We start from the raw sequence: 21,693 nt of genomic DNA on the forward strand, positions 1-21,693 counted from the left end.
CATGTCAGGATATGAAGTCAATTTCGACGGTTTGGTGGGGCCGACGCACCACTATGCCGGGCTGTCGTTCGGCAACGAGGCGTCGACGCAGCATCAAAACAGCGTATCGAACCCGAAGCTGGCGGCGAAACAAGGTTTGCTGAAAATGAAGGCGCTGGCCGATCTCGGTTTCCAGCAAGGGGTCTTGCCGCCGCAGGAGCGGCCGCATTTGCCGATGCTGCGTCGCCTGGGTTTCAGCGGCAGCGATGAGGCTGTGCTGGCGCAGGCGATGCGTCAGTCGCCGCGCCTGCTGTCGGCGCTCAGCTCGGCGTCCTGCATGTGGACCGCCAATGCGGCCACCGTCTCGCCTTCGGCGGACAGCGCCGACGGCAAGGTGCACTTCACCGCCGCCAACCTGAACAACAAATTCCACCGCGCCATCGAAGCGGAAACCACCACCGCCGTATTGCGGGCGATGTTCAGCGACGATCGGCATTTCGCCCACCACGAGGCGCTGCCGCAGGTGGCGTTGTTCGGCGACGAAGGGGCGGCCAACCATAACCGTTTGGGCGGCGACTACGCCAGGCGCAGCGTGCAGGTGTTCGTCTATGGGCGTCAGGAGTTCGGCGGCGAAACGGCGCCGGCGCGTTATCCGGCGCGCCAGACGCGCGAAGCCGGCGAGGCGATCGCTCGTCTGCACCAGTTGGATGAACAGCATACGGTCTTCGTGCAGCAAAACCCGGTGGTGATCGATCAGGGCGTGTTCCATAACGACGTGATTGCGGTCAGCAACCAGAACGTGCTGTTCCATCATCAGCAGGCGTTTTACCGCCAGCAACAGGCGCTGGATGAAGTGCGCCGCAAGATGGCGACGCTGGACAGCGAGCTGGTAGCGATCGAAGTGCCGACAGAGCGCGTCTCGGTAGCGGACGCGGTGGCGACCTATCTGTTCAACAGCCAAATTCTTACCAAACCGAACGGCAAGATGATGATCGTCGTGCCGGAGGAGTCGCGTCAGCACGCCGGCGTGTGGCGTTACCTCAACGACATGGTCGGCAGCGGCGGCCCTATCGATGAAATCCGCGTGTTCGACCTGCGTGAAAGCATGCGCAACGGCGGCGGCCCTGCCTGCCTGCGGTTGCGGGTGGCGCTCAACGAACAAGAGTTGAGAGCGGTCAATCCGCGCGTGATGATGAACGATCGGCTGTTCGCAACGTTGAACGAGTGGGTCGATCGTCATTACCGCGACCGCCTGACGCAGGATGACCTGGCCGATCCGCTGCTGCTGCGCGAAGGGCGCGAGGCGCTGGATGCGCTGACGTCGATCCTCGGTCTCGGCGCCATTTATCCGTTCCAACGCTAAGGGAGGCAGCATGATCGATCTACTGCCCCTGACGCTGGAAGGGAACGAACCCGTCGAATGGCAAGGTGAAACACCGCAGCTGCGGTGGCGCTGGCAGGGGGAAGGGGTACTGGAGCTTACGCCACGACAGCCTTACCGCCAGGCGATGGTGATGTCGGCGGGCGTGCACGGCAATGAAACCGCGCCGATTGAACTGCTCAATCAGCTGGTCGGCGATCTCCTTGCCGGCCGGTTGCCGCTGACGGTGCGACTGTTGGTAGTGCTGGGCAACCCGGCGGCGATGCGAGCCGGCAAGCGTTATCTGCACAGCGACATGAACCGCATGTTCGGCGGCCGCTACCGCAACTTCGCCGCCAGTGGCGAAACCGTGCGCGCGCAGCAGTTGGAGCGTGCGCTCGCCGCCTTTTTCGATGGGGAGCAGGCGGCGCGTTTCCATTACGATTTGCACACCGCCATCCGTGAATCGCGTTTGCCACGTTTCGGCATTCTGCCCTTTCAGAAACGCCCGTACAGTGAGCCGATGTTGAAGCTGCTGGATGCCGCCGATCTGGATGCGTTGGTGGTACACAGTGCGCCGGGCGGGACTTTTAGCCATTACTCCAGCGAACATCTCAATGCGGCGAGCTGTACGCTCGAGCTGGGCAAGGCGCGGCCGTTCGGCAGCAACGATCTGCAGCAGTTTGCCGCCATCGATCGCGCTCTGCGGGCGGCGGTCAGCGAAGGGGCGCTGCCGGCGCGTGCGGGCGCCGAGATTCGGGTTTTTCGTGTGATGCACTCGTTGATCAAGCACAGCGAAGATTTCAAACTGCATCTGGACGATGACACGGCCAACTTCACCGAACTGCAACCGGGTATGTTGCTGTGCGAGCAACCGCAGGAGGACTATCGCGTGGGCCAGGAGGGGGCGTGGATACTGTTCCCTAACCCCAGCGTGGCGTTGGGCCTGCGTGCCGGCATGTTGTTGAGCGAAGTTTCCCGCTCTACGCTGTATTGATTTATCCACGGTGGCGCCGTCAGCGCGCCGCCGTTATTCCTTTCATTATTTTAATCTGCTATTTCCCGCTATTTTTATTCCCGTAAGGCGAATTTTATTCGTTACTAATCCGCGTCTTTATACGAATGAATAGAAGGCAGTGTCAGGTCGTTATCTGAAAGCCTTAATTGCCTGGTGAGTTTGTTAAGATAAAAATGTGAAATAAGTAACGTTTTTAATAACCATGCTAATCTTGTTGTTACTTTTGAATCGCGCAGAAAGCACTCAAAACGAAACTGAATTGCACTATAATGGTGCATTGCATCTTTTTGGTTATAACTTATGTGATAAAAAATTCTTATATTCAATGGGTTGAGTGATTTCTTTTTTGTAATATTTAGTTACACATAAACATGCTTTCTCCTCGTTGTTTCATGAACTTTTTGATTTTAAGTTTTGATTCATGATGCTAATGTCACATCACCCCGGCATTAGGGGAGCTCATAAAATACCAAAAGATAAAATCACAGCCCAAATTATAAATTGGGCGTGACGGGCAGGGTTCTAATTATAATATCTAGGAAAATAAATGATGAAACGCAGTGTATTAGCCTTAGCTGTCGCCCTCGGGGCGATCACCTCCTTCGCCAACGCGGCTGAAATCTACAATAAGGATGGCAATAAACTCGACCTGTACGGCCGCGTTAACGCCAAGCATTATTTCAGCGACAGTAAGTCCAACGACGGTGATATGACCTATGTTCGTCTGGGCTTCAAAGGCGAAACGCAAATCAATGACCAGTTGACCGGCTACGGCCAGTGGGAATACAACGTCCAGGCCAATCACGACGAAGCGCAGGGCACCGCCGGCACCAAAACGCGTCTGGGCTTCGCCGGCCTGAAATTCGGCAACTACGGTTCTTTCGACTACGGCCGTAACTACGGCGTGGTGTATGACGCCGAGGCTTACACCGACATGCTGCCGGAATTCGGCGGCGACTCCTACAGCTATACCGATAACTTTATGACCGCCCGTTCCAACGGTTTGGCCACCTACCGCAACCGTGATTTCTTCGGTTTGGTGGAAGGCCTGAACCTGGCGGTGCAGTATCAGGGTAAAAACGACGGTGACGGCCGCAGCGTGACCAAGCAAAACGGCGACGGTTACGGCCTGTCTCTGGACTACCAGGATATCGGCGGTTCCGGCATCGGCGTAGCGGCGGCGTTCTCCGATTCCAACCGCACCAGCGCTCAGAAAGCGCTGCAGTATGGCAAGGGTGACAGCGCTACCGCCTGGACCACCGCGGTGAAATACGACGCCAACCAGGTTTACTTGGCTGCGATGTATGCCGAAACCCGTAACATGACGCCGATCAGCGTCAACGGCACTTCCGGCTTCGCCAATAAAACGCAAAACTTCGAAGTGGTGGCTCAGTATCAATTCGAGAACGGCCTGCGTCCTTCCGTGGCCTACGTGCAGTCCAAAGGCAAGGATATCGAAGGGATCGGTGATGCCGACCTGGTGAAATACGTGGAAGTGGGGGCGACTTACTACTTCAACAAAAATATGTACACCTACGTCGATTATCAAATCAACCAGCTGAGCGACGATAACAAACTGAAACTGGCCAACGATGATATCGTTGCCGTCAGCCTGACGTATCGTTTCTAATCTGCAATTTCATTACCTTCATCCTGTGTCGGGATTGGTAATCAGGCAGGGCGCAAGCCCTGCCTTTGTTTTATCGGGATCTCAGCCTTTGGGCGCCAGCCCGACCAGTTCAATGGCGGAACGCAGTGCGACGAAACGTTGCTGATCCTGCTCACGCTCTATTTCGTCCACCAGCTGTGAAAGAATATTGCCGCCGGATACCTTTTTATGTTTTTGGATTAACTGCAACACTGCGTCGCCTAACGCCAGGCTGACGTCGCGCAGCAGAGTTTCATATTGCTCGTTGGAATGAGCCGATGCTGGCATGACCTTTCTCTGTCTCTCTCTTCTTCGGGAGCCGCAATTTAGCAAAACAGCGGCCTTATGCCTCAGAGGAAGACGAAGTTTCCGATGAAATCAGAAATTCCTCAGCATTGCGCGGGGAGCAGGTTAAAAATCCGAATATTCGCTGGCTGGCAACCAGAAGCCGTCGATAAACTCTTCCATGGGATAACAGCCGGCGTGTCGCAAGTTCTGTTCCTTCATCGCGACCAGGCATTGCGGCTCGTCGCGCAATATATCGACCACCATTTCACTGCAGCCGCCATCCAGATAACAGACAAACATCACCAATGCGTACATCGTCGCACGCCTCCTTCGTCGAGTTGCCTTGTCTGCAACAGTGTAGGTAGAAAAGCGCGATTTTTCAGCATCATTGCACGATTAATCGCCATGGAAACGCCGCTGACGACACTTTCGGAATACTCTACCCGTTTCTGACGCCGTGAGCGGATGGCATATCCTTTTGTCGATGCTAAGCTTAACAAGCCTTACTTAAACGCATTACTGCAACCATCAAAAGGAGTGAATATGGGCTTGTTTAACTTCGTCAAAGAAGCGGGCGAAAAACTGTGGGATACAGTCACCGGCAATGCCTCCGCCGAAGATCAAAGCGCCAAACTCAAGGAGCATCTCGATAAGAGCGGCCTGCCGGGCACCGACAAAGTGAATGTGCAGGTGGTCGATGGTAAAGCCGTAGTGACCGGCGACGCCGTCAGCCAGGAGTTAAAAGAGAAGATCCTGGTGGCTATCGGCAACGTGGCAGGTATCAGCGGTGTGGAAGACAAGGTGGCGGTAGCGCAATCCGACGCCGAGAGCCGCTTCTATACCGTGAAGAAGGGCGATACGCTGAGCGCGATCTCTAAAGAGATGTACGGCAACGCCAATCTGTACAACAAGATTTTCGAAGCCAACAAGCCGATGCTGTCGAGCCCGGACAAGATTTATCCGGGGCAGGTGTTGCGTATCCCGCAATAACGCGTCGGTCTACCCTGGCCCGGTCACGTACCGGGCTTTTTTTTGCCCTCTGCAATCGGCGTCTCTTATTTCCTTGCGCTCTCCATGCCAGTTACATCTCCCCTGTGTACTTGCTCGCTCGCCGGCAGGCGCGGTGTTGACCCTGATGGGGAAAATTGATAGCGTCATCCCCCGGTTGAGGCCGGAGCGACCAAGTCAGCGACGTTGGCGCCTTATTCTGAGGGGATGTTTTGCCCCGTCAAACAGCAATGCAGCAGTTGAACGAGTGAAAACCGATTTAGTGAAACAAGAGCGTAACGCCTCAACGGATAAAAACTATCGAGAAACCTTGGGTGATGCGCAATTTGCGATCGTCGTATTGGCGGTGGCGTCCTGCTCACTGATTATCTTTACGCTGGCGGTCACGCTGTGGGTGACCTGACGCGATTAACTAGGGGAGATAAAATGGAGCCTAATCTCCATGATGAAACCAAACTGCTGGCGATCATCGGCCTGTTGGTGTCCGTGCTGCTGGTGGTATCAATTCTCTTTGGCGTGACCTATTTCTCCGATCTCAGGCACGCGCATGACGATATAGACATCAAGAGCTGCTATATCAAAGCCCCCTGAACCGCGCGAACGTGCCTGCACGTCGCCGCTCTGCGGGGGAGCTGTCCTGTGTTAAGCTTGGGCGGTTACCCTTGGCGAATCGGCGCCATTCAGGAGGTCTTTGCGATGAGTCAGCCACGTCCTACGCTCTCTTCACCTTCACGCGAGTGCCCCGTCGTTGACGGCGTGCGCCAGATACAACGTATTGCCGTGCGTAACGCCGAAGTGGGGGGCATTCCGATCAACCGTGCGTTGCCAACCCGGGAGCGGCGCACCGTCGGCGCCTGGTGTTTTCTCGATCACGCCGGGCCGACGGTATTCAACGGCACTTCGCCCGGCATGGATGTGGGGCCGCATCCGCACACCGGGCTGCAAACGTTCACCTGGATGATAGAAGGTGAGGTGCTGCACCGAGACAGCCTCGGCAGTGAGCAGGTGATTCGTCCGGGTCAGGTTAACCTGATGACCGCAGGGCACGGCATTGCGCATACGGAACAGTCGGTGGGTGAGCAACGGCGATTGCATGCTGCGCAATTATGGATCGCGCTGCCGGCCGAACATGCCGACATGGCACCACGCTTCGATCATTATCCTGATTTGCCGCAATGGCAGAGTAATGGCGTGAATCATCGTTTGTTGGTTGGGGAATTTGGCGCTTATTGTTCACCGGTGTTCACTCTTTCGCCATTAATCGCCATTGATCTGGAATGGGAAGAAGCGGCAAGAATCGAATTGCCGTTGCGCGATGATTATGAAATCGGCTTTTTGCCCCTTATTGGTGCATTTGAACTTAATGGTGAAACCTTTTCACCTGATGAATTCGCCTATTTGGGCATAAAGAATAACTCTATTGGGTTAAATGCACGGAAGGGGAGCCGGGGATTACTCATCGGTGGGGCGCCATTAAACGAAGAGATCCTTATCTGGTGGAATTTCGTTGGCCATACCAAGGCTGAAATTACTCGGGCTCAGCATGATTGGGAACAAGGCGCGCCGCGTTTCCCGCCGGTTAGCGGTTATTCTGGTGAGCGCATGACCGCACCGCGCCTGCCCTGGAACGATGTTTGATAGCGTTAGGATATAATCGCCGCGATTATTCGGCTTATTTCGCTCTAATAAGGCGTAATTAATGTGATCGCGGCTCCAGCTTTACGACAATATAAGGTTTCTCGGCGGAAAAGTGATCTGGCGCATATAACGACAGTGAGAAGAAGTTTAGGATAATCCTCAGGAAGTCAGGTTGTCTCCCGTTAGTCAGATGTCAGTGAGGTCATTATGAGCCAGGTACTTTATCGTGCAAGATTGTCCCATGTCGTGGTTGCCACGGCGCTGTTTTGGGTCTCTGTCGCGGCATTGTTGGTCGCCGTATTAAACTAACCTCAAAAAATGACTCCTGCATAAACCCGCTTCGGCGGGTTTTTTTATCTCCGCCGATGGGGAGGTGAGCGAAGGCGTTTATAATTGATGGCATCTTCAATAAACGACTGGAACCATCATGAAGTTCTTTGCCGATATTTTGCTGCTGCTCATCGCAGCGCTCCATCTTTATATCCTGGTGCTGGAAATGTTCCTGTGGCGTACGCCCCTCGGCAGGCGCGCATTTGGCACAACGGCGGAGTTCGCCGCAGCCACGCGGGTGTTGGCCGCCAATCAGGGGTTGTACAACGGCTTTCTGGCGTTGGGGTTGGTATGGAGCTACTGGCGTGGGGATATGGCACTGCAGCTGTTCTTTCTCGGGTGTGTGCTGGCGGCCGGGGTGTTCGGCGGGTTGAGCGCCAGCCGCAAAATTCTGTGGGTGCAGGCGCTGCCGGCCGCGATCGCGATGCTGGCGGTCTGGGGGGCGCGTTAACCCGCCGACTTGCGGCGGGCTTCAGGCGGATTTTTGGTGAATGACGTGCAACGGCGGATCGATGTGCAGATCAACGCTCAAATCCTGGCGGAAATCATAGGGTGTGATATTAAAACGCTTTCTGAACATGTAGGTGAAGTGGGACTGTGAACCGAAGCCAAAGTCCAGGGCGATGTCGAAGATCGACGCTTCACTGCTGCGCAGTTGATAGACCGCGCCGGCCAGACGGCGTTCGCGAATGTATTTACCGAGCGAAATCCCTGTCGCTTCTTTGAACAGCTTCTGCATGTGCCACAGCGAGTAGCCGGAGTACTCGGCCAGCTCTTCGAGATGGATCACTCGTCCGAGGTGAGTTTCGACCCATTTGCTGAGGGCGCAGACCAACGAGAGGTGGTGTTCTTGTATCATCAGTGCGTCAGTGTGAGACCTACATAGCGGTGAAGTATACACAACTTGCCGCCGTCGACAAAAATGCCGCCGGTGACGGGGGGCAATTATTCGGAAAAACCGTTTGACCGCCGCTTGTCAGCCGAAAGGAAAAACGGCTAATCTGAGACTGTCGCCGCCGCGGTGGGGGACGCAAAGAAAGCCGCAGCAAGAACCGCCAAAACAGAGTCAGCCGTAACAACTCAACGTTGATGGGGTGATCGCATGTTAATGACAGTGATTATTACTCTGGTTGTAATCGTGGGCGTCGGCGCTTTTATGGCGACGCCGGTGATGAGCATGAAGAATGCGGAAGGTGTGGGAGGTGAAGAACCGTGAGAGCAAGAAAATATGCACGCCGCTAAGCGGGGCGAGCGCTAATCGGGAAAGCCTGGGTCAGAAACCCGGGCTTTTTGTTGCGTAACCGCTCAAACGTTTTTCCGCTCGACGGTTTCCTCTCCCCAATAAAGCTGGTCGGCGGTGGTTTTGGCAAAGGCCTTTTCCAGTGCCTCATCACTGCCTTCTTCCCAGATTTTCTGCGCCAACACTTCATCGTTCCCTGCCAGCTCAAAAATGGCTTCGGCGATTTCCACCGAAGTTTCACGCACTGTCGCCCAGGATTTCACATTGTGATTCGCCATAACTTTCTCCTGTTGGTTGTGGCTTGCGGGTGGTTTTTACCACCGCCATGCAGCAAGTATAGGCCAATCCGCCGCAGGCTTTTGCCCGCCGGTGCGCAGAATGGGGAAAAAGACGGGGAGTGCGGGCAATGGCGCGGACGCCATGCTATTCTGTGCGGCGTTTGAATCAAGAAGGAAATTTATTATGTCTGACATGCTGAGCAACGAGCAGGAACTGGCTTCCGATCTGGTCGCTTGCCAACTGGTCATCAAACAGATTCTGGACGTTATCGACGTGATTGCGCCGACCGAAGTGCGCGACAAGATGGCGGGTCAGCTCAAAAGCATCGATTTCTCCACGCATCCTGCCGGCGCCGATCCGGTGACCCGCCGAGCGATTGACAAGGCGATTGCGCTGATCGAGATGAAGTTTACCCGCAACTGAGGCGGGGCCGCCGCAAAGCGGCGGCGTCGGGCGGTGGCGGTTAATCCACCACCGTTTCGATTTTCTTGAACAGCGGGCAGTCGGCTACGCCGATGAAACCGTTGTCGCCATTCACGTACTGGGCGATCGCCACGTTGCGCGCCGTCAGGTATTTGCACTGCAACCCCAACCCGCCAACGTTTTTGTTGCTGCCGATCAGCACGCCGTAGCCCGAGATCAAAAAGCCGCCGTAAATAACCGCCAACACCAATACCCACTTAATCAATTTGCTCATCGTATTTCCTCGTTATCCCTGAGGGTTCATCTAGCCACGGCACCTATGCGAGGGCAAGGGTAACAGTCTGAAAACCGGGCGATAGCCAGAAATCTAAACGGAAAGTTAAACTTCGTTTAACTTCGCTGTGATAACATGCGCGATAGATTACCAAGATAACAATGAGGCTGCTAAATTTGTTGCGAAAAAAAATCCTCGTGATAATGACGGCCGTCGCTGCCTGCCTGTTTTTCTACCTGCTGGCGCTGGACAGCTATTGCGACGATGGTGGAAATTTTGCGTTGGGCATCTGTTCGGTGACCCGCTTCGTGCCCTGGTAAGCAATTTTTGGCAGGGATGTTCGCACGGCCGCCGCGAGTGTTAAGATGGCGGCCTGAATTTCGCAGTAGATAGGGTTGTCCATGTACGATTTAGGTTTTGGCCAGAACGGCCTGTTGTCGCTGGCCCTCGCCGCCGTGGCGTTGCTGGCCGGGCTGTGGCTCTGGTTCCTGGTGAACCGCGCCAGCGTGCGCGCCAATGAGCAGATTCGCCTGCTGCAGGAGATTGCCGAGCAACAACGCCAGCAAACGGCGCTGTTGAAGCGTATGGCGCACCGCGCCGGCGCAGACGGCGCCGCTGCTGCTGACGACGATCTCAACCCCGCGCTGGATTTCAAAGGTTTCATCCCCGAACGTTGAGCATGATGCCCCGGCCGACGGCAGCGTCGCCGGGGCGCCTCAGTAAAACACCATGCCCTGATACGGCTTTTCCCGGCATGCCGCCAGGCGGCTGGCCAAATCGCCGGCATGGATCTCCAATTGATGCCCATCGGGATCGAGAAAATAGAGTGATTCGCCTTCGCTGCGATTGCTTTTCCACTCTTCGACGCCGGCCTGGCGCAACCGCTCGCTGACCTGCTCAATGTGTTCCGGCGCGACGCTGAAGGCGTAATGGGTGTAATCGCGCTCGCGTTGTTGCATGCGCGTTTCATCCAGCGACAGGCATAGCCACAACGGCCCTAACGACAAATAGGCGCCGCCTTGCCAGCGGGCGTGCGGGATAAATCCCAACAGATGACGATAAAAATCGAAGCTGCGATCGAGATTGCTGACGGCGAGCGTCAGATGGTTAAGGCCGGTCAACATGCATGCGTACTCCGGGCGCTGAACAGGGAGAAAAGTTTACGCAGGCGCTAAGGAAAGATAAAGGGCACAAAGCATTAGTAGAGATAATGTGAAAACCGGCGGCTCTGTCATAAAACTGTCGTACAGGCATCGTAATGTAGCGCGAACCTTACGAAAGATGGATGAAGCCGATGATTAAATGGTACGAAGAAAGCGATGCCGAAGTGAACCGCAGCATTGCGCTGCTGACCGGAGAGAACCCGGACAAGTGGTATCCCTACGGTGGTGTGAAAGGTAAAGATTACTGCAAGAATCCCTCCGATGCCTGGCCGATCATTTGCGCCAACAAAATCAGTCTGAACCCCGATAACCAAAGCGACAGCCCGCAGTGGCAGGCGCGCATGAGCACTCAGGGCGGTGAATGGCAGGCGGACAGCGCCAGTCCGCTGCGCGCGGCGATGATCTGCTTCCTGATGAGCCGACAGGCTAACTGAGTCGAACAATACCGGTGATTGGTAAGAGTTTCTCCTTTTTCTAATAACAGAGCTGTCGTTGGCGGAGGCTGTTTATGAAGCGCATTATCAAAGGTGATAAAAACTTGTCTCATCTGGTGATTGCCCATGCGGCGATCGATCGTCATGCCGAAAGCTTCGGCCAGCGCCGTCAGGGCTGGCCCTCGACCTACCTGATAAAATATCAAAACGATCGCGTGGCGGTGGAAGTGGTCACGCGTAGCCAATCTTATGTCGCCACGCTGATGATCGGCGCGCGCAATCTGACCAAACTGTGCGGTATGCCTGGCTAAACGCTGCCGTTATCCGCTTTCTCGCGGTAAAAAAATCGCGCTCCGGCCTGCCGTCTCGGGGCGCTTCTCCTTGATGCTCACGGGGTTAAGTGTTAAAAAGCCGCCCGCAGATACATTTATTGATTGGTGAAATCTTGGCCGATAGCGGCAAGGGTATACGCCATATGAGGATAAGATGGGCGGTCAGCATCAGGATACTCCGCTAAAACGCGGTTTAAAAAACAGACACATACAGCTTATTGCCCTCGGGGGCGCCATCGGTACCGGTTTATTTCTCGGCATTGCGCAAACCATTAAAATGGCCGGCCCCGCCGTGCTGCTGGGCTACGCCATCGGCGGTTTTATCGCGTTTTTAATCATGCGCCAGCTGGGTGAAATGGTGGTGGAGGAGCCGGTCGCCGGCTCTTTCAGTCACTTTGCCTATAAATACTGGGGCGATTTCGCCGGCTTCCTTTCCGGCTGGAACTACTGGGCAATGTTCATTCTGGTCGGCATGGCGGAATTGACCGCCGTCGGCATCTACATTCAGTACTGGTGGCCGGAGATCCCCACCTGGGCCTCCGCCGCGCTGTTTTTCGTGCTGATCAACCTGATTAACCTGGTGAACGTGCGCCTGTACGGCGAAACCGAGTTCTGGTTCGCCATCATCAAGGTAGTGGCGATTGTCGGCATGATCGTCTTCGGCGCCTGGCTGTTGGCCAGCGGTAACGGCGGGCCGCAGGCCAGCATCACCAACCTCTGGCAGCAGGGCGGCTTTATGCCGCACGGCTTATCCGGGCTGGTGATGGCGATGGCGGTGATCATGTTCTCGTTCGGCGGGCTGGAGATGGTCGGCATCACCGCGGCGGAAGCCGCCGATCCGCGCCGCAGCATTCCCAAAGCCACCAATCAGGTGGTGTACCGCATCCTGATCTTCTATATCGGCTCGCTGACCGTGCTGCTTTCGCTCTATCCGTGGGGGCAAGTGGTGGAGGGCGGCAGCCCGTTCGTGCTGATCTTCCATGCGCTGAACAGCAATCTGGTGGCAACGGTGCTCAACGTAGTGGTCTTGACCGCCGCGCTGTCGGTTTACAACAGCGGCGTTTATGCCAACAGCCGCATGCTGTTCGGGCTGGCCAGCCAGGGCAATGCGCCTCAGGTGCTGACGCGCGTGAATAAACGCGGCGTGCCGGTGCTGTCCATCGCGCTGTCGGCGTTGATTACTTCGATCGGCGTGCTGATCAACTACCTGATGCCCGGCAAGGCGTTTGAGCTGCTGATGGCGCTGGTGGTGTCAACATTGGTGATCAACTGGGTGATGATCTGCCTGGCGCACCTGAAGTTCCGTGCCGCCAAGAACCGCCAGGGCGTCATCCCCAGCTTTAAGGCGCTGTGGTATCCTTTCGGCAACTACCTGTGTCTGGCGTTCCTCGGCCTGATTCTGGTGATCATGTATTTCAGCGAAGGGATCCGCATTTCGGTGTTGCTGATGCCGGTATGGGTTGCGGTGCTGTGGGGCGGGTTCATGCTGACGCGCCGCAAAGGCGCCAAGCGTTAATCTGCGCGCGGAGGCGTATTGCGCCTCCGCGCTCTTCTCGTCAGCCGCGCGGCATAAAGGCGCGCCCCTCACCGTCACCCCGCCCCAGCAGTTTCCGGCACAGCAGCAGCAGGGTGCTGATAACGTCGATGGCGACTACGCTGAGCATCAGCAGAGTCAGCATGAAGAACCCAAGCAGCGAACCGCCCAGCAGCACCAACGGTGCAGGCACGCGCAGCCGGCGCAGCTTCATGGCGAAATACATTTTCCAGTATTGCTTCTGCGCCAGCAGCGCGCTGCGAATACGACGCCCCAGGCCGATGCCTGATTTGCGGGATGTAGAACGACTCATAACTTCTCCTTTTCTGTATGCCCTACAAGTCAATCACAAAGATCTTAAGAGAGTCTTAACGGGCTCTTGGCGGCCCTGGCTTTCCACCGGAGTGAGACAACAGCATACGGCAAAAGGTCCCGAGATGCAGCGCACGGCTGACAAAGTGCGAGCTTCATCGAGTTTGTTACACTGAAAGTCATGCCCGTGCAGGGCGCTGTGGTCGGGAGAAAAGGCAGGATGAAAAGAATCAACCGTTATTACGACGCGGCCAAGGCGCATCATACGCCGGAGGGATTTCGCAACCTGGAACCTTCGCGGCGTCAGGAGGGCGATCTTCGGCGTTGGCAAGATGAACGCAAGCGACAGGGGCTGCCCAGGCCGCCGCAGCTGGGTTACGCGCAATTTACCCAGCGCTGGTGGCAACCTGCCGATCTCAGTGGCAGCGACGACAGCGTCTGGTGGTTGGGGCATGCCTCGATGCTATTGCGATTGAGTGGCCGCTATATCCTGATCGATCCGGTATTGTCCGAACGTGCATCGCCGCTGAGCTTTTACGGCCCAAAGCGCAGAACGCCGCCGCCGTTGACGGTGGGGCAACTGCCGGCGGTGGATGTGGTGCTGATCTCCCATAACCATTATGACCACCTCGACAGGCGCACGGTGCGGCAATTGGCGCGGCGTTTCCCACAGGCCGAGTTCATCGTGCCGTTGGGGTTGAAGCGCTGGTTTCGCCGCTACCGGCTGAAGGTGCATGAACTGGACTGGTGGCAGAGCCTGTCACTGGGCGAGCTGACGGTCTACGCCACGCCGGCGCGGCACTGGAGCATGCGCACGCTGTGGGATCGCAATCGCTCGCTATGGTGCGGGTGGGTGATCCACCATCCGGCGCTACGGTTTTATTTTTCCGGCGACAGCGGTTATTCGGAACGGCTGGCGGAGATCGGTCAACGGCTGGGGCCGTTCGACGTGGCTGCGTTGCCGATCGGCGCCTATGCGCCGCGCTGGTTTATGCAGGAGCAGCATATGGATCCGCAGCAGTCGGTGGCGCTGTATCGCGAACTGAATCAGCCGCGAGCCATTCCTATCCATTGGGGAGTATTCGAACTGGCGGATGAATCGCTGGACGAACCGCCGCAGCAGCTGAACCTGGCCCTGAGCGAGGCGGGGTTGGAGCAGCATCAATTCCTCCCGCTGAAGATTGGCGAGCGCATCGCGTTGCAGGGCTCATCGCCTGCGTTACCTAATCCCCCGGCGGCGCAGCGGGATGAATAAAGTCAATGGTTTGAAAGCGCAGCTGTAATTAGCAGAATTGATAAGTGCGGGTGGTGATTCAAATAACCCCCGTATTTTCAGGATTTAATTCAACGTTGAACTTTCGTTATTGATAAGATTATTCCGGCTATTGAGGTTAATGACATTCGGATTATTTATGATGAAACCACAGGCAGCGGAAGATGTGCCGGCGCTTTGCATGCTTATGCATCCGTTGTGCAGGGTGGAGACGTTGCCGCCGACCCGTGCGCCGTTCTCGCCCGCGCCGTTTGGCGGCAGGGCGGAAAGCCGATGATGAATGGGCTTTCCGGCGGTAAATGGTCGGAGGAGCGATGAATAAATTGGCCCCCGTTCATCGATATTCAGATGTTGCATATCAAATTCCATAAAGATTCAAATTTTTTAACGCTATAAGCGGCAAAAAAGCGGAAATGATGAGACGCAAAGGCGTCAATACGATGAAAGTTTTGTTAAAACTCCAGCAGAATGCGGGGTCTGGCGCAGTGATTTTGGCAAGCAGAAAATAGCCGATGCTTCAACATCTTTTGACCTATTTAAGCAAATGTTGCGCTCGACCGTTTCAAATATGTGCGACATGTCGTTCAGTGATTAAAAATGGCTTGCCATCGCATACAGAGTATGTGATAACGCATCTGGGTAAAACGAGGTACAGTTCTGTATATGTGTGGCATTTTCAGTAAAGAAGTTCTGAGTAAAGACGTTAGCGTTGAATACCGCTTCTCTGCCGATCCTTATCTTAGTGCCTCAAGCAGTAACGACTCTAGTTTGTCTATGTAACGCCCTCGGGCGGTTTAAACAATCCAAAGGAAATACTCAAGATGGCAAAGATCAAAGGTCAAGTTAAGTGGTTCAACGAGTCTAAAGGTTTCGGTTTCATCACCCCGGCTGACGGCAGCAAAGACGTGTTCGTACACTTCTCTGCAATCCAGGGTAACGGCTTCAAAACCCTGGCTGAAGGCCAGAACGTTGAGTTCGAAATCCAAGATGGCCAGAAAGGCCCATCTGCAGTAAACGTTACTGCTATCTAATCAGCGTCAGCTGTACAAAAAGCCCGCCTTCGCGCGGGCTTTTTCGTTTCCGTCATCCGGCGGCGATGATGATGCCGGCGTACTGGTTGCGGCCTTTGATCCCCGGATGCGTCGGATCCTGCGCGCGCCGGTGGCTGTTGCGGCGATAGCTGGTGTATTTGAAGCGCTGCGGCCGCTGTGGGTCGACGTCCGGCGTGCAGATGGTGCAACTGCCGGCGCGGTCAACGGCGGCGAAGCCGAGCGCCGCCAGCTTGTATTCGGCAATTGCGGCCAAATCGAGATGCCGGTAATGCGGGCTGATCAGCGTGGCGGGCAGCGGCAGGCGCTGTTTAAAACTCTCCACCAGCGCTTCATCGACTTCGTAGCAGCACGGGCCGGCGGCAGGGCCGATGGAGACGACCCAATCGGCGGTGTCGCCGTCCTGGCGAATGCGTGCTGCCATCTGTTCCAGAATACCGTCCAGCAGCCCGCGCCAGCCGGCGTGCACCGCAGCGATGGCGCCGCCGTCACGGCGGCTGAACAGCACCGGCAAACAGTCCGCCGTCAGTACGCTGAGCAGAATGCCGGGCTGGCGAGTATAGAAACCATCGGCCTCGCCGCATGCCTGCGCCGGCTGCAGCACATCGACGATGCGGGTGCCGTGCACCTGTTTTTTTTCCGGCAGCGTGGCGCTGTAGGGCAGCAGATGCCCGGGCAGCAGCGCGAGTTTGCTGCCGAAGCCGTGCTGAATGTGGGGCACCGCATCGAGCAGCGCGGAACGATCGCTCATAAGTTATGTTCACCTGCATGAGAAAACAGACTCTCAGTGTAGCCAGCTTTTTCCCCGCTTGGCCAGGTGTTGTTGGCGGCGAAAGCGAGCGGGGATGCGCCTTGCATCAAGCCGACGCCTTCTTTAGACTAGCCGCGCCCTGTCTTTCTGGAAGCCCACTCATGTCTTATCACTGCCCCCTGTGTCATCAACCGCTGCATTTTTCATCACAACACTGGCGTTGTGACGGCAATCATCAGTTCGATCAAGCCAAAGAAGGCTACGTGAATCTGCTGCCGGTGCAGCACAAACGATCGAAGCAGCCGGGAGACAGCGCGGAAATGATGCAGGCACGGCGCGCGTTTCTCGACGGTGGATATTATCAGCCGTTGCAAGCGCAGGTAGCCGAGTGGCTGGATTCGGCGCTGGCGGCCGATGTAGGCGCGTTATTGGACATAGGCTGTGGGGAAGGGTACTACACCGCCGCCGTGGCCGCACGGCTGGCACAGAAGCGCAATATGGCGGTCTATGGGCTGGACGTCGCCAAGGTGGCGATCCGCTACGCTGCCAAACGTTATCCGGCGGTCTCGTTCTGCGTCGCCTCCAGTCACCGTTTGCCGTTCGCCGACGGGGCGCTGGATGCGGTCTTGCGCATTTATGCGCCCTGCAAGGCGGAGGAGCTGGCGCGGGTAGTGAAGCCGGGCGGCGTGGTGCTGACGGTGTCGCCGGGCCCGCGTCATCTGTACCAGCTGAAAGAGCAGGTGTACCAGCAGGTGCAGCTGCATGCCGAACAGGATGAACAGTTCGACGGATTCGACTGCGAGCGCAAAGAGGCGCTGGCCTATACGATGACCCTACCGGGCGCGCAGGCCGCCAATCTGCTGCAGATGACGCCGTTCGCCTGGCGCGCTACGCCGGAGGTGCAACAGCGGTTGGCCGAGGGCGGCGAGTTTGTGTGCGAGACGGATTTCGTGTTGGCGTTGTACCGACGTCGCGCTTAAGGGGCCTTGAACTCAGGAACAAAAAAACCTGCCGCGGCAGGTTTTTTTTGCAGTTCGGTCGCCTCAGGCCAGGTAGCCGAGGTGCTCCAGCAGGATGTTGACACCGATGCCGATCAACACCACGCCGCCGAGAATTTCGGCGCGTTTGCCCAGCAGCGGGCCGATAAAGCGGCCGATCATCATGCCCAACGTTGCCATGATCATGGTGGCGCAGCCGATGGCCATTGCGGTGTGCACGATGTTCACCTGCAGGAAGGCCAGACCGACGCCGATCGCCATGGCGTCCAGGCTGGTCGCGATAGCGGTGGCCACCAATATCCAGAAGCCGTGGCGTTTGACCTTCTCTTCTTCGTCGGGCCTGTTGCGCACCCCTTCGACGATCATGCGCATGCCGAGAATGAACAGCAGCGAGAAGGCGACCCAGTGATCCCATTCCATGATGTATTGGCTGGCGAACAGGCCGATGGCCCAACCGATGAGCGGGGTGATTGCTTCGACCACGCCGAAGATCAGACCTGTGCGGATCGCTTCGCGAAAGCGCGGCTGATGCAGACTGGCGCCTTTGCCGATAGAAGCGGCGAACGCATCCATGGACATGCCGAAAGCGAGAATAAGCGTTGCTGAAAGGTTCATGTGAAATAGCCTCGGCCGGGTGGCTCCATATACACGTAACCCACCCCCAACCAAACGACGGAGTTACGTGTCTATGGTCTCGCCAACCTTACCTGGCTGCCCGCACCACGTTTCATACGGCGAAACGAGTATGTTGATACGGGCGTTTCTGGCGTTTTATTCTCCAGAAACCGGCTACTCCCCAATGACGGCGCAACCATACCATATTATTTCCGGTACCGACAACTTTATTCTGGCGCGATTTTTGTTCTTAATTGAGACTCGTTTTCATTAATCTGATTTCATGTGGGAATATAATGTAGACGCGGGTAACAATGTTGCAGAAATAATAGTCAGAAATGAAATGGCGCTGCCGATTAATTATCCACAGACAGCGCAAGGTTTGAGCGAGAATAAAATTAATTTTCCCTTATTTATTGATTATCAACGAAAAAATTGTATATCTTCTCCAGGTCATCCAGGTGCGTCACCTGAACCAACAGCCGGCGCTGCTCCAGGTCGATGGCCAGAATGCCGTCCTCCGATAAATTCATGGCTTTAATGCGGTTATATTCGACAAAAACATTGGCGAAGAAAAAACCGTGCGCTTTAAACACCATTTTGGGCGAGCGGATATAAGCAATATAGATGGCGAGCAGCGCCAAAGAAATAAGCAGATAAGTGGTTAATAGCGCGCCGTTGGCGGTGACGTTACGGTAAATCAGAATGGCGATCAGGCCGACGAAAATCAGGCTGTCGAGGCGGTTGCGGCGTTTGAGCGGCACTTTGAGCCGCGTTTTGCCTTTCAGCAGATCCATGCCGAATTCGTCGTACAGCGAATACAGCAACAGCAGGGCGATAAACAGCATCAGTACGGCGTCGGTCAGTGACATCTCTTGCTCCACACATAAAAAAGCCGGGGGTTGCCCCCCGGCCGTTTCGAACGATTACAGGCCCAGCAGGCCAATCCAATAGCCAAAGATACCGATGACGAAGAAGCCGATGATGATCCACAGCGCGTTGACTTTCTTGCGCAGCAGCCACATACAGGCGAAGGTCAACAGCAGCGGCACCAGGCCCGGCATCAGCTGGTCGAGGATGGTCTGCACCGTGGTGACGTTGGTATGCCCGGTCTGGTCGGTGATCTTGGACACCACCAGCGGGATATTCACGTGCGTCCACTTGTTGACCAGCGCCCCCATGACAAACAGGCCGAGAATGGACGCTCCTTCCGTCAGTTTCTGCAGGAAGCCGCCGCCCATGTCGTTGACGATGTCCACCCCTTTACGGTAACCGTAGGCCACGCCGTAATAGCGGGTCAGCAGGCGCACCAGGTTGAACAGCACGAAGAACAGGATCGGTCCGAGCAGGCTGCCGCTCATGGCGATGCCCGCCCCAAGCGCGGCGAATACCGGCCGCACGGTGCCCCAGAAGATCGGGTCACCGACGCCCGCCAGCGGCCCCATCAAACCAACCTTGATGCCGTTGATTGCGGCGTCGTCGATCGGTGCGCCGTTGGCGCGTTGCTCTTCCATCGCCATGGTTACGCCGAGCACCGGCGCCGCCACGTAAGGGTGGGTGTTGAAGAACTCAAGGTGGCGCTTGATCGCCTGTTTGCGATCGTCATTGTTTTCCGGATACAGGCGGCGGATCACCGGCACCATCGAGAAGCAAAAACCCAGCGCCTGCATGCGTTCGAAGTTCCATGAACCCTGGAACAGGTTCGAACGCAGGAATACGCCGCGAATATCGGCCGGCGTGAGTTTCTTTTGAGCAGTTGTATCAACCATTTCTCTCACCTATTCCTAGTCGAGTTCGTTATCGAGATCGTTCGCGTTAGCCGGGCCGGCCTGGACAACCTGAGACTTGTTGTATTTCGGGCTGAGCTGGATATACAGCACGGCCATCACCACGCCGATGACGCCGAGCGCCACCAGGTTGAAGTTGGTGAAGGCGGCGGTAACGAAACCGAGATAGAAGAACGGCATCAGGTAGCCGGCGCGCATCATGTTAATCACCATCGCGTAACCGACCACCACGATCATGCCGCCGGCGATGTTCAGGCCGCTGGTGACCACTTCCGGGATCGAGTTGAGCAGGGCGTGCACCCCGGCGGTGCCCACCGAGATGGCGACGATGACCGCCGGGATGGCGATACGCATCGCCTGCAGCAGCAGGGCGCCGACATGGATCCAGCTGATGGCGCGCAGGCTGCCGCGCTCCGCCGCACTGTCCGCTGCGTGCTGGAAGGCCACGGTGAGGGTTCGCACGATGATGGTTAACACCTGGCCGGCCGCCGCCAGCGGAATGGCCAGGGCGATACCGGCGCCGACGCTTTGCCCGCCGGCGATGACCAGGATGGTCGAGATGATGGACGCCAGGGCGGCATCCGGCGCGACCGCCGCACCGATGTTCATCCAGCCGAGGGCGATCATTTCCAGCGTACCGCCGATAATGATGCCGGTTTTCATATCGCCGAGGATGAAGCCGATCAGGGTACAGGCGACCAGCGGACGGTGGAACTGGAACTCGTCGAGGACGGAACCCATCCCGGCGATACAGGCAACGATAAATATCAGCACAATCTGAAGAGTGGTGATCTCCATTGCACTTCTCCTATGACCAAAAAAGCTCTGAGTAAAATAATCAGCGGCAGGCGCCACTAATTGAGTTTGTTAATCAGGTCCATCATTTTTAGCCGGCTGTCGGACGAGACCTTACGCACCTCCAGCTCGATACCGCGATCGTTCAGTTTCTTAAACGCTTCGATATCTTTTTCATCGACGGAAACGGCGTTGTTCACCTGGGTTTTCCCCTGGCGGAACGCCATGCCGCCGATATTGACGGATTGAATATCCACACCGCCCTCCACCAGACGCCAGACGTCGGTCGGATTGGTAAACAGCAGCATCACGCGGTCGTTGGCGTATTTCGGGTTGTTCCAGACGCGGATAGCCTTCGCCACGTCCACCACGTGGGCGGTGACGCCCGGCGGGGCGACCTGGGTCAGCAGGGTTTTGCGCACATGGTCGGCAGCGACTTCGTCGCTGACGACGATGATGCGGCTGACGTTGGTCTCTTTGGTCCAGCGGGTAGCCACCTGGCCGTGAATCAAGCGGTCATCGATGCGCGCCAGGCCGATTTTCATGTGGTCGTTCGGCCCCAGCGGCGCCTGAGGGGCAGCGGCTTTGGCGACGGGCGCCACGGGTTTTGCGGGTTCTTCCTGCGGTTTTTTCAGCGCTTTCACGCCTTCGCGGCCGGTTTCCAACGCCAGCGCCACCAGTTCATCGAAAGCGGGGTTGTCGTCCCGCGCCATGAAGGTTTCCACCAGCATCGGGATGTTGACCCCGGTGACGACCTCATAGTTTTCTTTGTCGACCGCAATGCGGCTGGCGGCGTTGAACGGGCTGCCGCCCCAGGTATCCACCAGGAACAGCACGCCGCCGCTGGTATCCAATCCACTGATTTTTTCGTTGTATTTGACGATTAACGTTTCGGCATTCTCACCGGGAACGAAGTCTATAAAGGCGACGTTGTCCTGCTCGCCCAATAGCATCTCCGCCGTTTTCAGCAGTTGTTCCGCTGCAGCCCCGTGTGTGCCGATGATAATAGCTATTGCCACTCGCTACCTCCTCGTTGAACTCCAGACGCGGTTTGTGTCGTTTCTCCGCGCCGTCTTGGCAGTCACTTCCGCGGTTCAGATACATTATGGTAGAAAAAAAGAAACGCACGCCTAACATTTCTCACGCAGTATCAAATGCCTGTGCG

32 protein-coding genes and 1 riboswitch are annotated in these 21,693 nt (G+C 56.4%); of the genes, 18 read left to right on the forward strand and 14 right to left on the reverse strand.

The features are described 5' to 3' along the window. The first annotated feature begins 1 nt into the window (after position 1). The 3 genes from astB to ACMGF9_RS09585 all read left to right on the forward strand — a co-directional run bounded on the left by astB (position 2) and on the right by ACMGF9_RS09585 (position 3,987). Positions 2–1,342: an N-succinylarginine dihydrolase gene (gene astB / locus ACMGF9_RS09575; RefSeq protein ID WP_118891954.1), complete on the forward strand. Its 1,341-nt coding sequence runs from the start codon at positions 2–4 to the stop codon at positions 1,340–1,342. Between the two features lie 10 nt (positions 1,343–1,352). Then, the gene (astE, locus tag ACMGF9_RS09580) at positions 1,353–2,336 is read left to right on the forward strand and encodes a succinylglutamate desuccinylase (protein WP_075684709.1); all 984 of its coding nucleotides are present in this window, start codon (positions 1,353–1,355) and stop codon (positions 2,334–2,336) included. Between the two features lie 568 nt (positions 2,337–2,904). Then, complete coding sequence (locus ACMGF9_RS09585) at positions 2,905–3,987, forward strand: porin OmpC (protein ID WP_015378171.1); 1,083 nt, start codon at positions 2,905–2,907, stop codon at positions 3,985–3,987. A gap of 81 nt (positions 3,988–4,068) precedes the next feature. Here the strand turns inward: ACMGF9_RS09585 and ACMGF9_RS09590 are convergent, their stop codons facing one another. Both ACMGF9_RS09590 and ACMGF9_RS09595 read right to left on the reverse strand, forming a co-directional pair. Then, a complete protein-coding gene (locus tag ACMGF9_RS09590; protein ID WP_004934572.1) occupies positions 4,069–4,293 on the reverse strand; it encodes a biofilm development regulator YmgB/AriR family protein in 225 nt (74 codons plus the stop codon). Between the two features lie 123 nt (positions 4,294–4,416). After that, positions 4,417–4,608, reverse strand: a complete 192-nt coding sequence (locus tag ACMGF9_RS09595; RefSeq protein ID WP_004934567.1) for a YebW family protein — start codon at positions 4,606–4,608, stop codon at positions 4,417–4,419. Positions 4,609–4,836: 228 nt separating this feature from the next. Here ACMGF9_RS09595 and lysM point away from each other — a divergent pair, with 228 nt between their 5' ends. The 5 genes from lysM (at position 4,837) to ACMGF9_RS09620 (ending at position 7,720) form a co-directional block, all read left to right on the forward strand. Then, entirely contained in the window at positions 4,837–5,283 is a 447-nt protein-coding gene (gene lysM, locus ACMGF9_RS09600) for a peptidoglycan-binding protein LysM (protein WP_015378169.1), read from the forward strand. A 265-nt stretch (positions 5,284–5,548) separates the two neighbouring features. Next, a complete protein-coding gene (locus ACMGF9_RS09605) occupies positions 5,549–5,704 on the forward strand; it encodes a hypothetical protein (protein WP_004934560.1) in 156 nt (51 codons plus the stop codon). Positions 5,705–5,727: 23 nt separating this feature from the next. After that, a complete protein-coding gene (locus ACMGF9_RS09610; protein ID WP_004934557.1) occupies positions 5,728–5,892 on the forward strand; it encodes a hypothetical protein in 165 nt (54 codons plus the stop codon). A gap of 105 nt (positions 5,893–5,997) precedes the next feature. Next, positions 5,998–6,939, forward strand: coding sequence for a pirin family protein (locus ACMGF9_RS09615; protein ID WP_075684711.1), 942 nt, complete (start codon positions 5,998–6,000; stop codon positions 6,937–6,939). Between the two features lie 427 nt (positions 6,940–7,366). Beyond that, positions 7,367–7,720: a DUF1304 domain-containing protein gene (locus tag ACMGF9_RS09620; protein WP_044031053.1), complete on the forward strand. Its 354-nt coding sequence runs from the start codon at positions 7,367–7,369 to the stop codon at positions 7,718–7,720. Positions 7,721–7,741: 21 nt separating this feature from the next. On the opposite strand, the gene ACMGF9_RS09625 is transcribed toward ACMGF9_RS09620, so the two are convergent. Then, positions 7,742–8,128: a helix-turn-helix domain-containing protein gene (locus ACMGF9_RS09625; RefSeq protein ID WP_004927697.1), complete on the reverse strand. Its 387-nt coding sequence runs from the start codon at positions 8,126–8,128 to the stop codon at positions 7,742–7,744. A gap of 446 nt (positions 8,129–8,574) precedes the next feature. Further along, on the reverse strand, positions 8,575–8,787 hold the full coding sequence (locus ACMGF9_RS09630) for a YccJ family protein (RefSeq protein ID WP_004927694.1): 213 nt from the start codon (positions 8,785–8,787) through the stop codon (positions 8,575–8,577). 184 nt (positions 8,788–8,971) lie between these two features. Here ACMGF9_RS09630 and ACMGF9_RS09635 point away from each other — a divergent pair, with 184 nt between their 5' ends. Continuing rightward, positions 8,972–9,211, forward strand: coding sequence for a DUF2766 family protein (locus ACMGF9_RS09635; RefSeq protein WP_004927692.1), 240 nt, complete (start codon positions 8,972–8,974; stop codon positions 9,209–9,211). A gap of 40 nt (positions 9,212–9,251) precedes the next feature. Here ACMGF9_RS09635 and ACMGF9_RS09640 read toward each other — a convergent pair whose 3' ends face one another. Further along, positions 9,252–9,485, reverse strand: a complete 234-nt coding sequence (locus ACMGF9_RS09640) for a YobH family protein (RefSeq protein ID WP_004927690.1) — start codon at positions 9,483–9,485, stop codon at positions 9,252–9,254. Positions 9,486–9,646: 161 nt separating this feature from the next. Here ACMGF9_RS09640 and ACMGF9_RS09645 point away from each other — a divergent pair, with 161 nt between their 5' ends. Both ACMGF9_RS09645 and ACMGF9_RS09650 read left to right on the forward strand, forming a co-directional pair. Further along, positions 9,647–9,805: a PhoP/PhoQ regulator MgrB gene (locus ACMGF9_RS09645; protein ID WP_004927688.1), complete on the forward strand. Its 159-nt coding sequence runs from the start codon at positions 9,647–9,649 to the stop codon at positions 9,803–9,805. An 81-nt stretch (positions 9,806–9,886) separates the two neighbouring features. Next, positions 9,887–10,162 carry a YebO family protein gene (locus ACMGF9_RS09650; RefSeq protein ID WP_015378165.1) on the forward strand — a complete coding sequence of 92 codons (276 nt, stop codon included), beginning with the start codon at positions 9,887–9,889 and terminating at the stop codon, positions 10,160–10,162. A 39-nt stretch (positions 10,163–10,201) separates the two neighbouring features. Here the strand turns inward: ACMGF9_RS09650 and fos are convergent, their stop codons facing one another. After that, positions 10,202–10,609 (reverse strand): fosfomycin resistance glutathione transferase, encoded by a 408-nt coding sequence (gene fos / locus ACMGF9_RS09655; protein ID WP_015378164.1) that lies wholly within the window; start codon positions 10,607–10,609, stop codon positions 10,202–10,204. A gap of 170 nt (positions 10,610–10,779) precedes the next feature. Here fos and ACMGF9_RS09660 point away from each other — a divergent pair, with 170 nt between their 5' ends. From ACMGF9_RS09660 to ACMGF9_RS09670, 3 genes are all read left to right on the forward strand, one after another. Then, entirely contained in the window at positions 10,780–11,082 is a 303-nt protein-coding gene (locus ACMGF9_RS09660) for a phage protein NinX family protein (RefSeq protein ID WP_004927682.1), read from the forward strand. 74 nt (positions 11,083–11,156) lie between these two features. After that, on the forward strand, positions 11,157–11,393 hold the full coding sequence (locus ACMGF9_RS09665; protein WP_004927680.1) for a DUF4060 family protein: 237 nt from the start codon (positions 11,157–11,159) through the stop codon (positions 11,391–11,393). A gap of 175 nt (positions 11,394–11,568) precedes the next feature. Further along, positions 11,569–12,930, forward strand: coding sequence for an amino acid permease (locus ACMGF9_RS09670; RefSeq protein ID WP_118891955.1), 1,362 nt, complete (start codon positions 11,569–11,571; stop codon positions 12,928–12,930). A gap of 40 nt (positions 12,931–12,970) precedes the next feature. On the opposite strand, the gene ACMGF9_RS09675 is transcribed toward ACMGF9_RS09670, so the two are convergent. Further along, the gene (locus ACMGF9_RS09675) at positions 12,971–13,261 is read right to left on the reverse strand and encodes a hypothetical protein (RefSeq protein ID WP_015378162.1); all 291 of its coding nucleotides are present in this window, start codon (positions 13,259–13,261) and stop codon (positions 12,971–12,973) included. Between the two features lie 219 nt (positions 13,262–13,480). On the opposite strand from ACMGF9_RS09675, the gene ACMGF9_RS09680 reads away from it, so the two are divergent. Further along, positions 13,481–14,515 carry an MBL fold metallo-hydrolase gene (locus ACMGF9_RS09680; RefSeq protein ID WP_118891956.1) on the forward strand — a complete coding sequence of 345 codons (1,035 nt, stop codon included), beginning with the start codon at positions 13,481–13,483 and terminating at the stop codon, positions 14,513–14,515. Between the two features lie 84 nt (positions 14,516–14,599). Here the strand turns inward: ACMGF9_RS09680 and ACMGF9_RS09685 are convergent, their stop codons facing one another. After that, a complete protein-coding gene (locus ACMGF9_RS09685; RefSeq protein ID WP_126181034.1) occupies positions 14,600–14,890 on the reverse strand; it encodes a hypothetical protein in 291 nt (96 codons plus the stop codon). 306 nt (positions 14,891–15,196) lie between these two features. Between ACMGF9_RS09685 and ACMGF9_RS09690 the strand changes: the two genes are divergently transcribed. Beyond that, positions 15,197–15,313 carry a DUF2627 domain-containing protein gene (locus tag ACMGF9_RS09690; RefSeq protein WP_002211058.1) on the forward strand — a complete coding sequence of 39 codons (117 nt, stop codon included), beginning with the start codon at positions 15,197–15,199 and terminating at the stop codon, positions 15,311–15,313. Between the two features lie 41 nt (positions 15,314–15,354). Next, the gene (gene cspE / locus ACMGF9_RS09695) at positions 15,355–15,564 is read left to right on the forward strand and encodes a transcription antiterminator/RNA stability regulator CspE (protein WP_002221949.1); all 210 of its coding nucleotides are present in this window, start codon (positions 15,355–15,357) and stop codon (positions 15,562–15,564) included. A 52-nt stretch (positions 15,565–15,616) separates the two neighbouring features. Here the strand turns inward: cspE and pgeF are convergent, their stop codons facing one another. Continuing rightward, entirely contained in the window at positions 15,617–16,333 is a 717-nt protein-coding gene (gene pgeF, locus ACMGF9_RS09700) for a peptidoglycan editing factor PgeF (RefSeq protein WP_004927619.1), read from the reverse strand. Between the two features lie 161 nt (positions 16,334–16,494). Here pgeF and rlmA point away from each other — a divergent pair, with 161 nt between their 5' ends. Then, entirely contained in the window at positions 16,495–17,313 is an 819-nt protein-coding gene (gene rlmA / locus ACMGF9_RS09705; protein ID WP_075684557.1) for a 23S rRNA (guanine(745)-N(1))-methyltransferase, read from the forward strand. Positions 17,314–17,376: 63 nt separating this feature from the next. Here rlmA and mntP read toward each other — a convergent pair whose 3' ends face one another. The 5 genes from mntP to manX form a co-directional block, all read right to left on the reverse strand. Further along, positions 17,377–17,946 (reverse strand): manganese efflux pump MntP, encoded by a 570-nt coding sequence (mntP, locus tag ACMGF9_RS09710; RefSeq protein ID WP_004927615.1) that lies wholly within the window; start codon positions 17,944–17,946, stop codon positions 17,377–17,379. 7 nt (positions 17,947–17,953) lie between these two features. Continuing rightward, positions 17,954–18,141, reverse strand: a riboswitch (yybP-ykoY riboswitch). 218 nt (positions 18,142–18,359) lie between these two features. Then, on the reverse strand, positions 18,360–18,818 hold the full coding sequence (locus ACMGF9_RS09715; RefSeq protein ID WP_004927610.1) for a DUF986 family protein: 459 nt from the start codon (positions 18,816–18,818) through the stop codon (positions 18,360–18,362). A 54-nt stretch (positions 18,819–18,872) separates the two neighbouring features. Next, positions 18,873–19,715, reverse strand: coding sequence for a PTS mannose transporter subunit IID (locus ACMGF9_RS09720; protein ID WP_015378157.1), 843 nt, complete (start codon positions 19,713–19,715; stop codon positions 18,873–18,875). 15 nt (positions 19,716–19,730) lie between these two features. After that, the gene (locus ACMGF9_RS09725; protein WP_015378156.1) at positions 19,731–20,531 is read right to left on the reverse strand and encodes a PTS mannose/fructose/sorbose transporter subunit IIC; all 801 of its coding nucleotides are present in this window, start codon (positions 20,529–20,531) and stop codon (positions 19,731–19,733) included. A 56-nt stretch (positions 20,532–20,587) separates the two neighbouring features. Beyond that, the gene (manX, locus tag ACMGF9_RS09730; RefSeq protein WP_031299690.1) at positions 20,588–21,547 is read right to left on the reverse strand and encodes a PTS mannose transporter subunit IIAB; all 960 of its coding nucleotides are present in this window, start codon (positions 21,545–21,547) and stop codon (positions 20,588–20,590) included. Positions 21,548–21,693: the final 146 nt, after the last annotated feature.

The sequence above is a fragment of the Serratia sp. BNK-23 genome, from assembly GCF_047456145.1.
In the GTDB taxonomy this organism is placed as follows: Bacteria; Pseudomonadota; Gammaproteobacteria; order Enterobacterales; family Enterobacteriaceae; genus Serratia; species Serratia nematodiphila.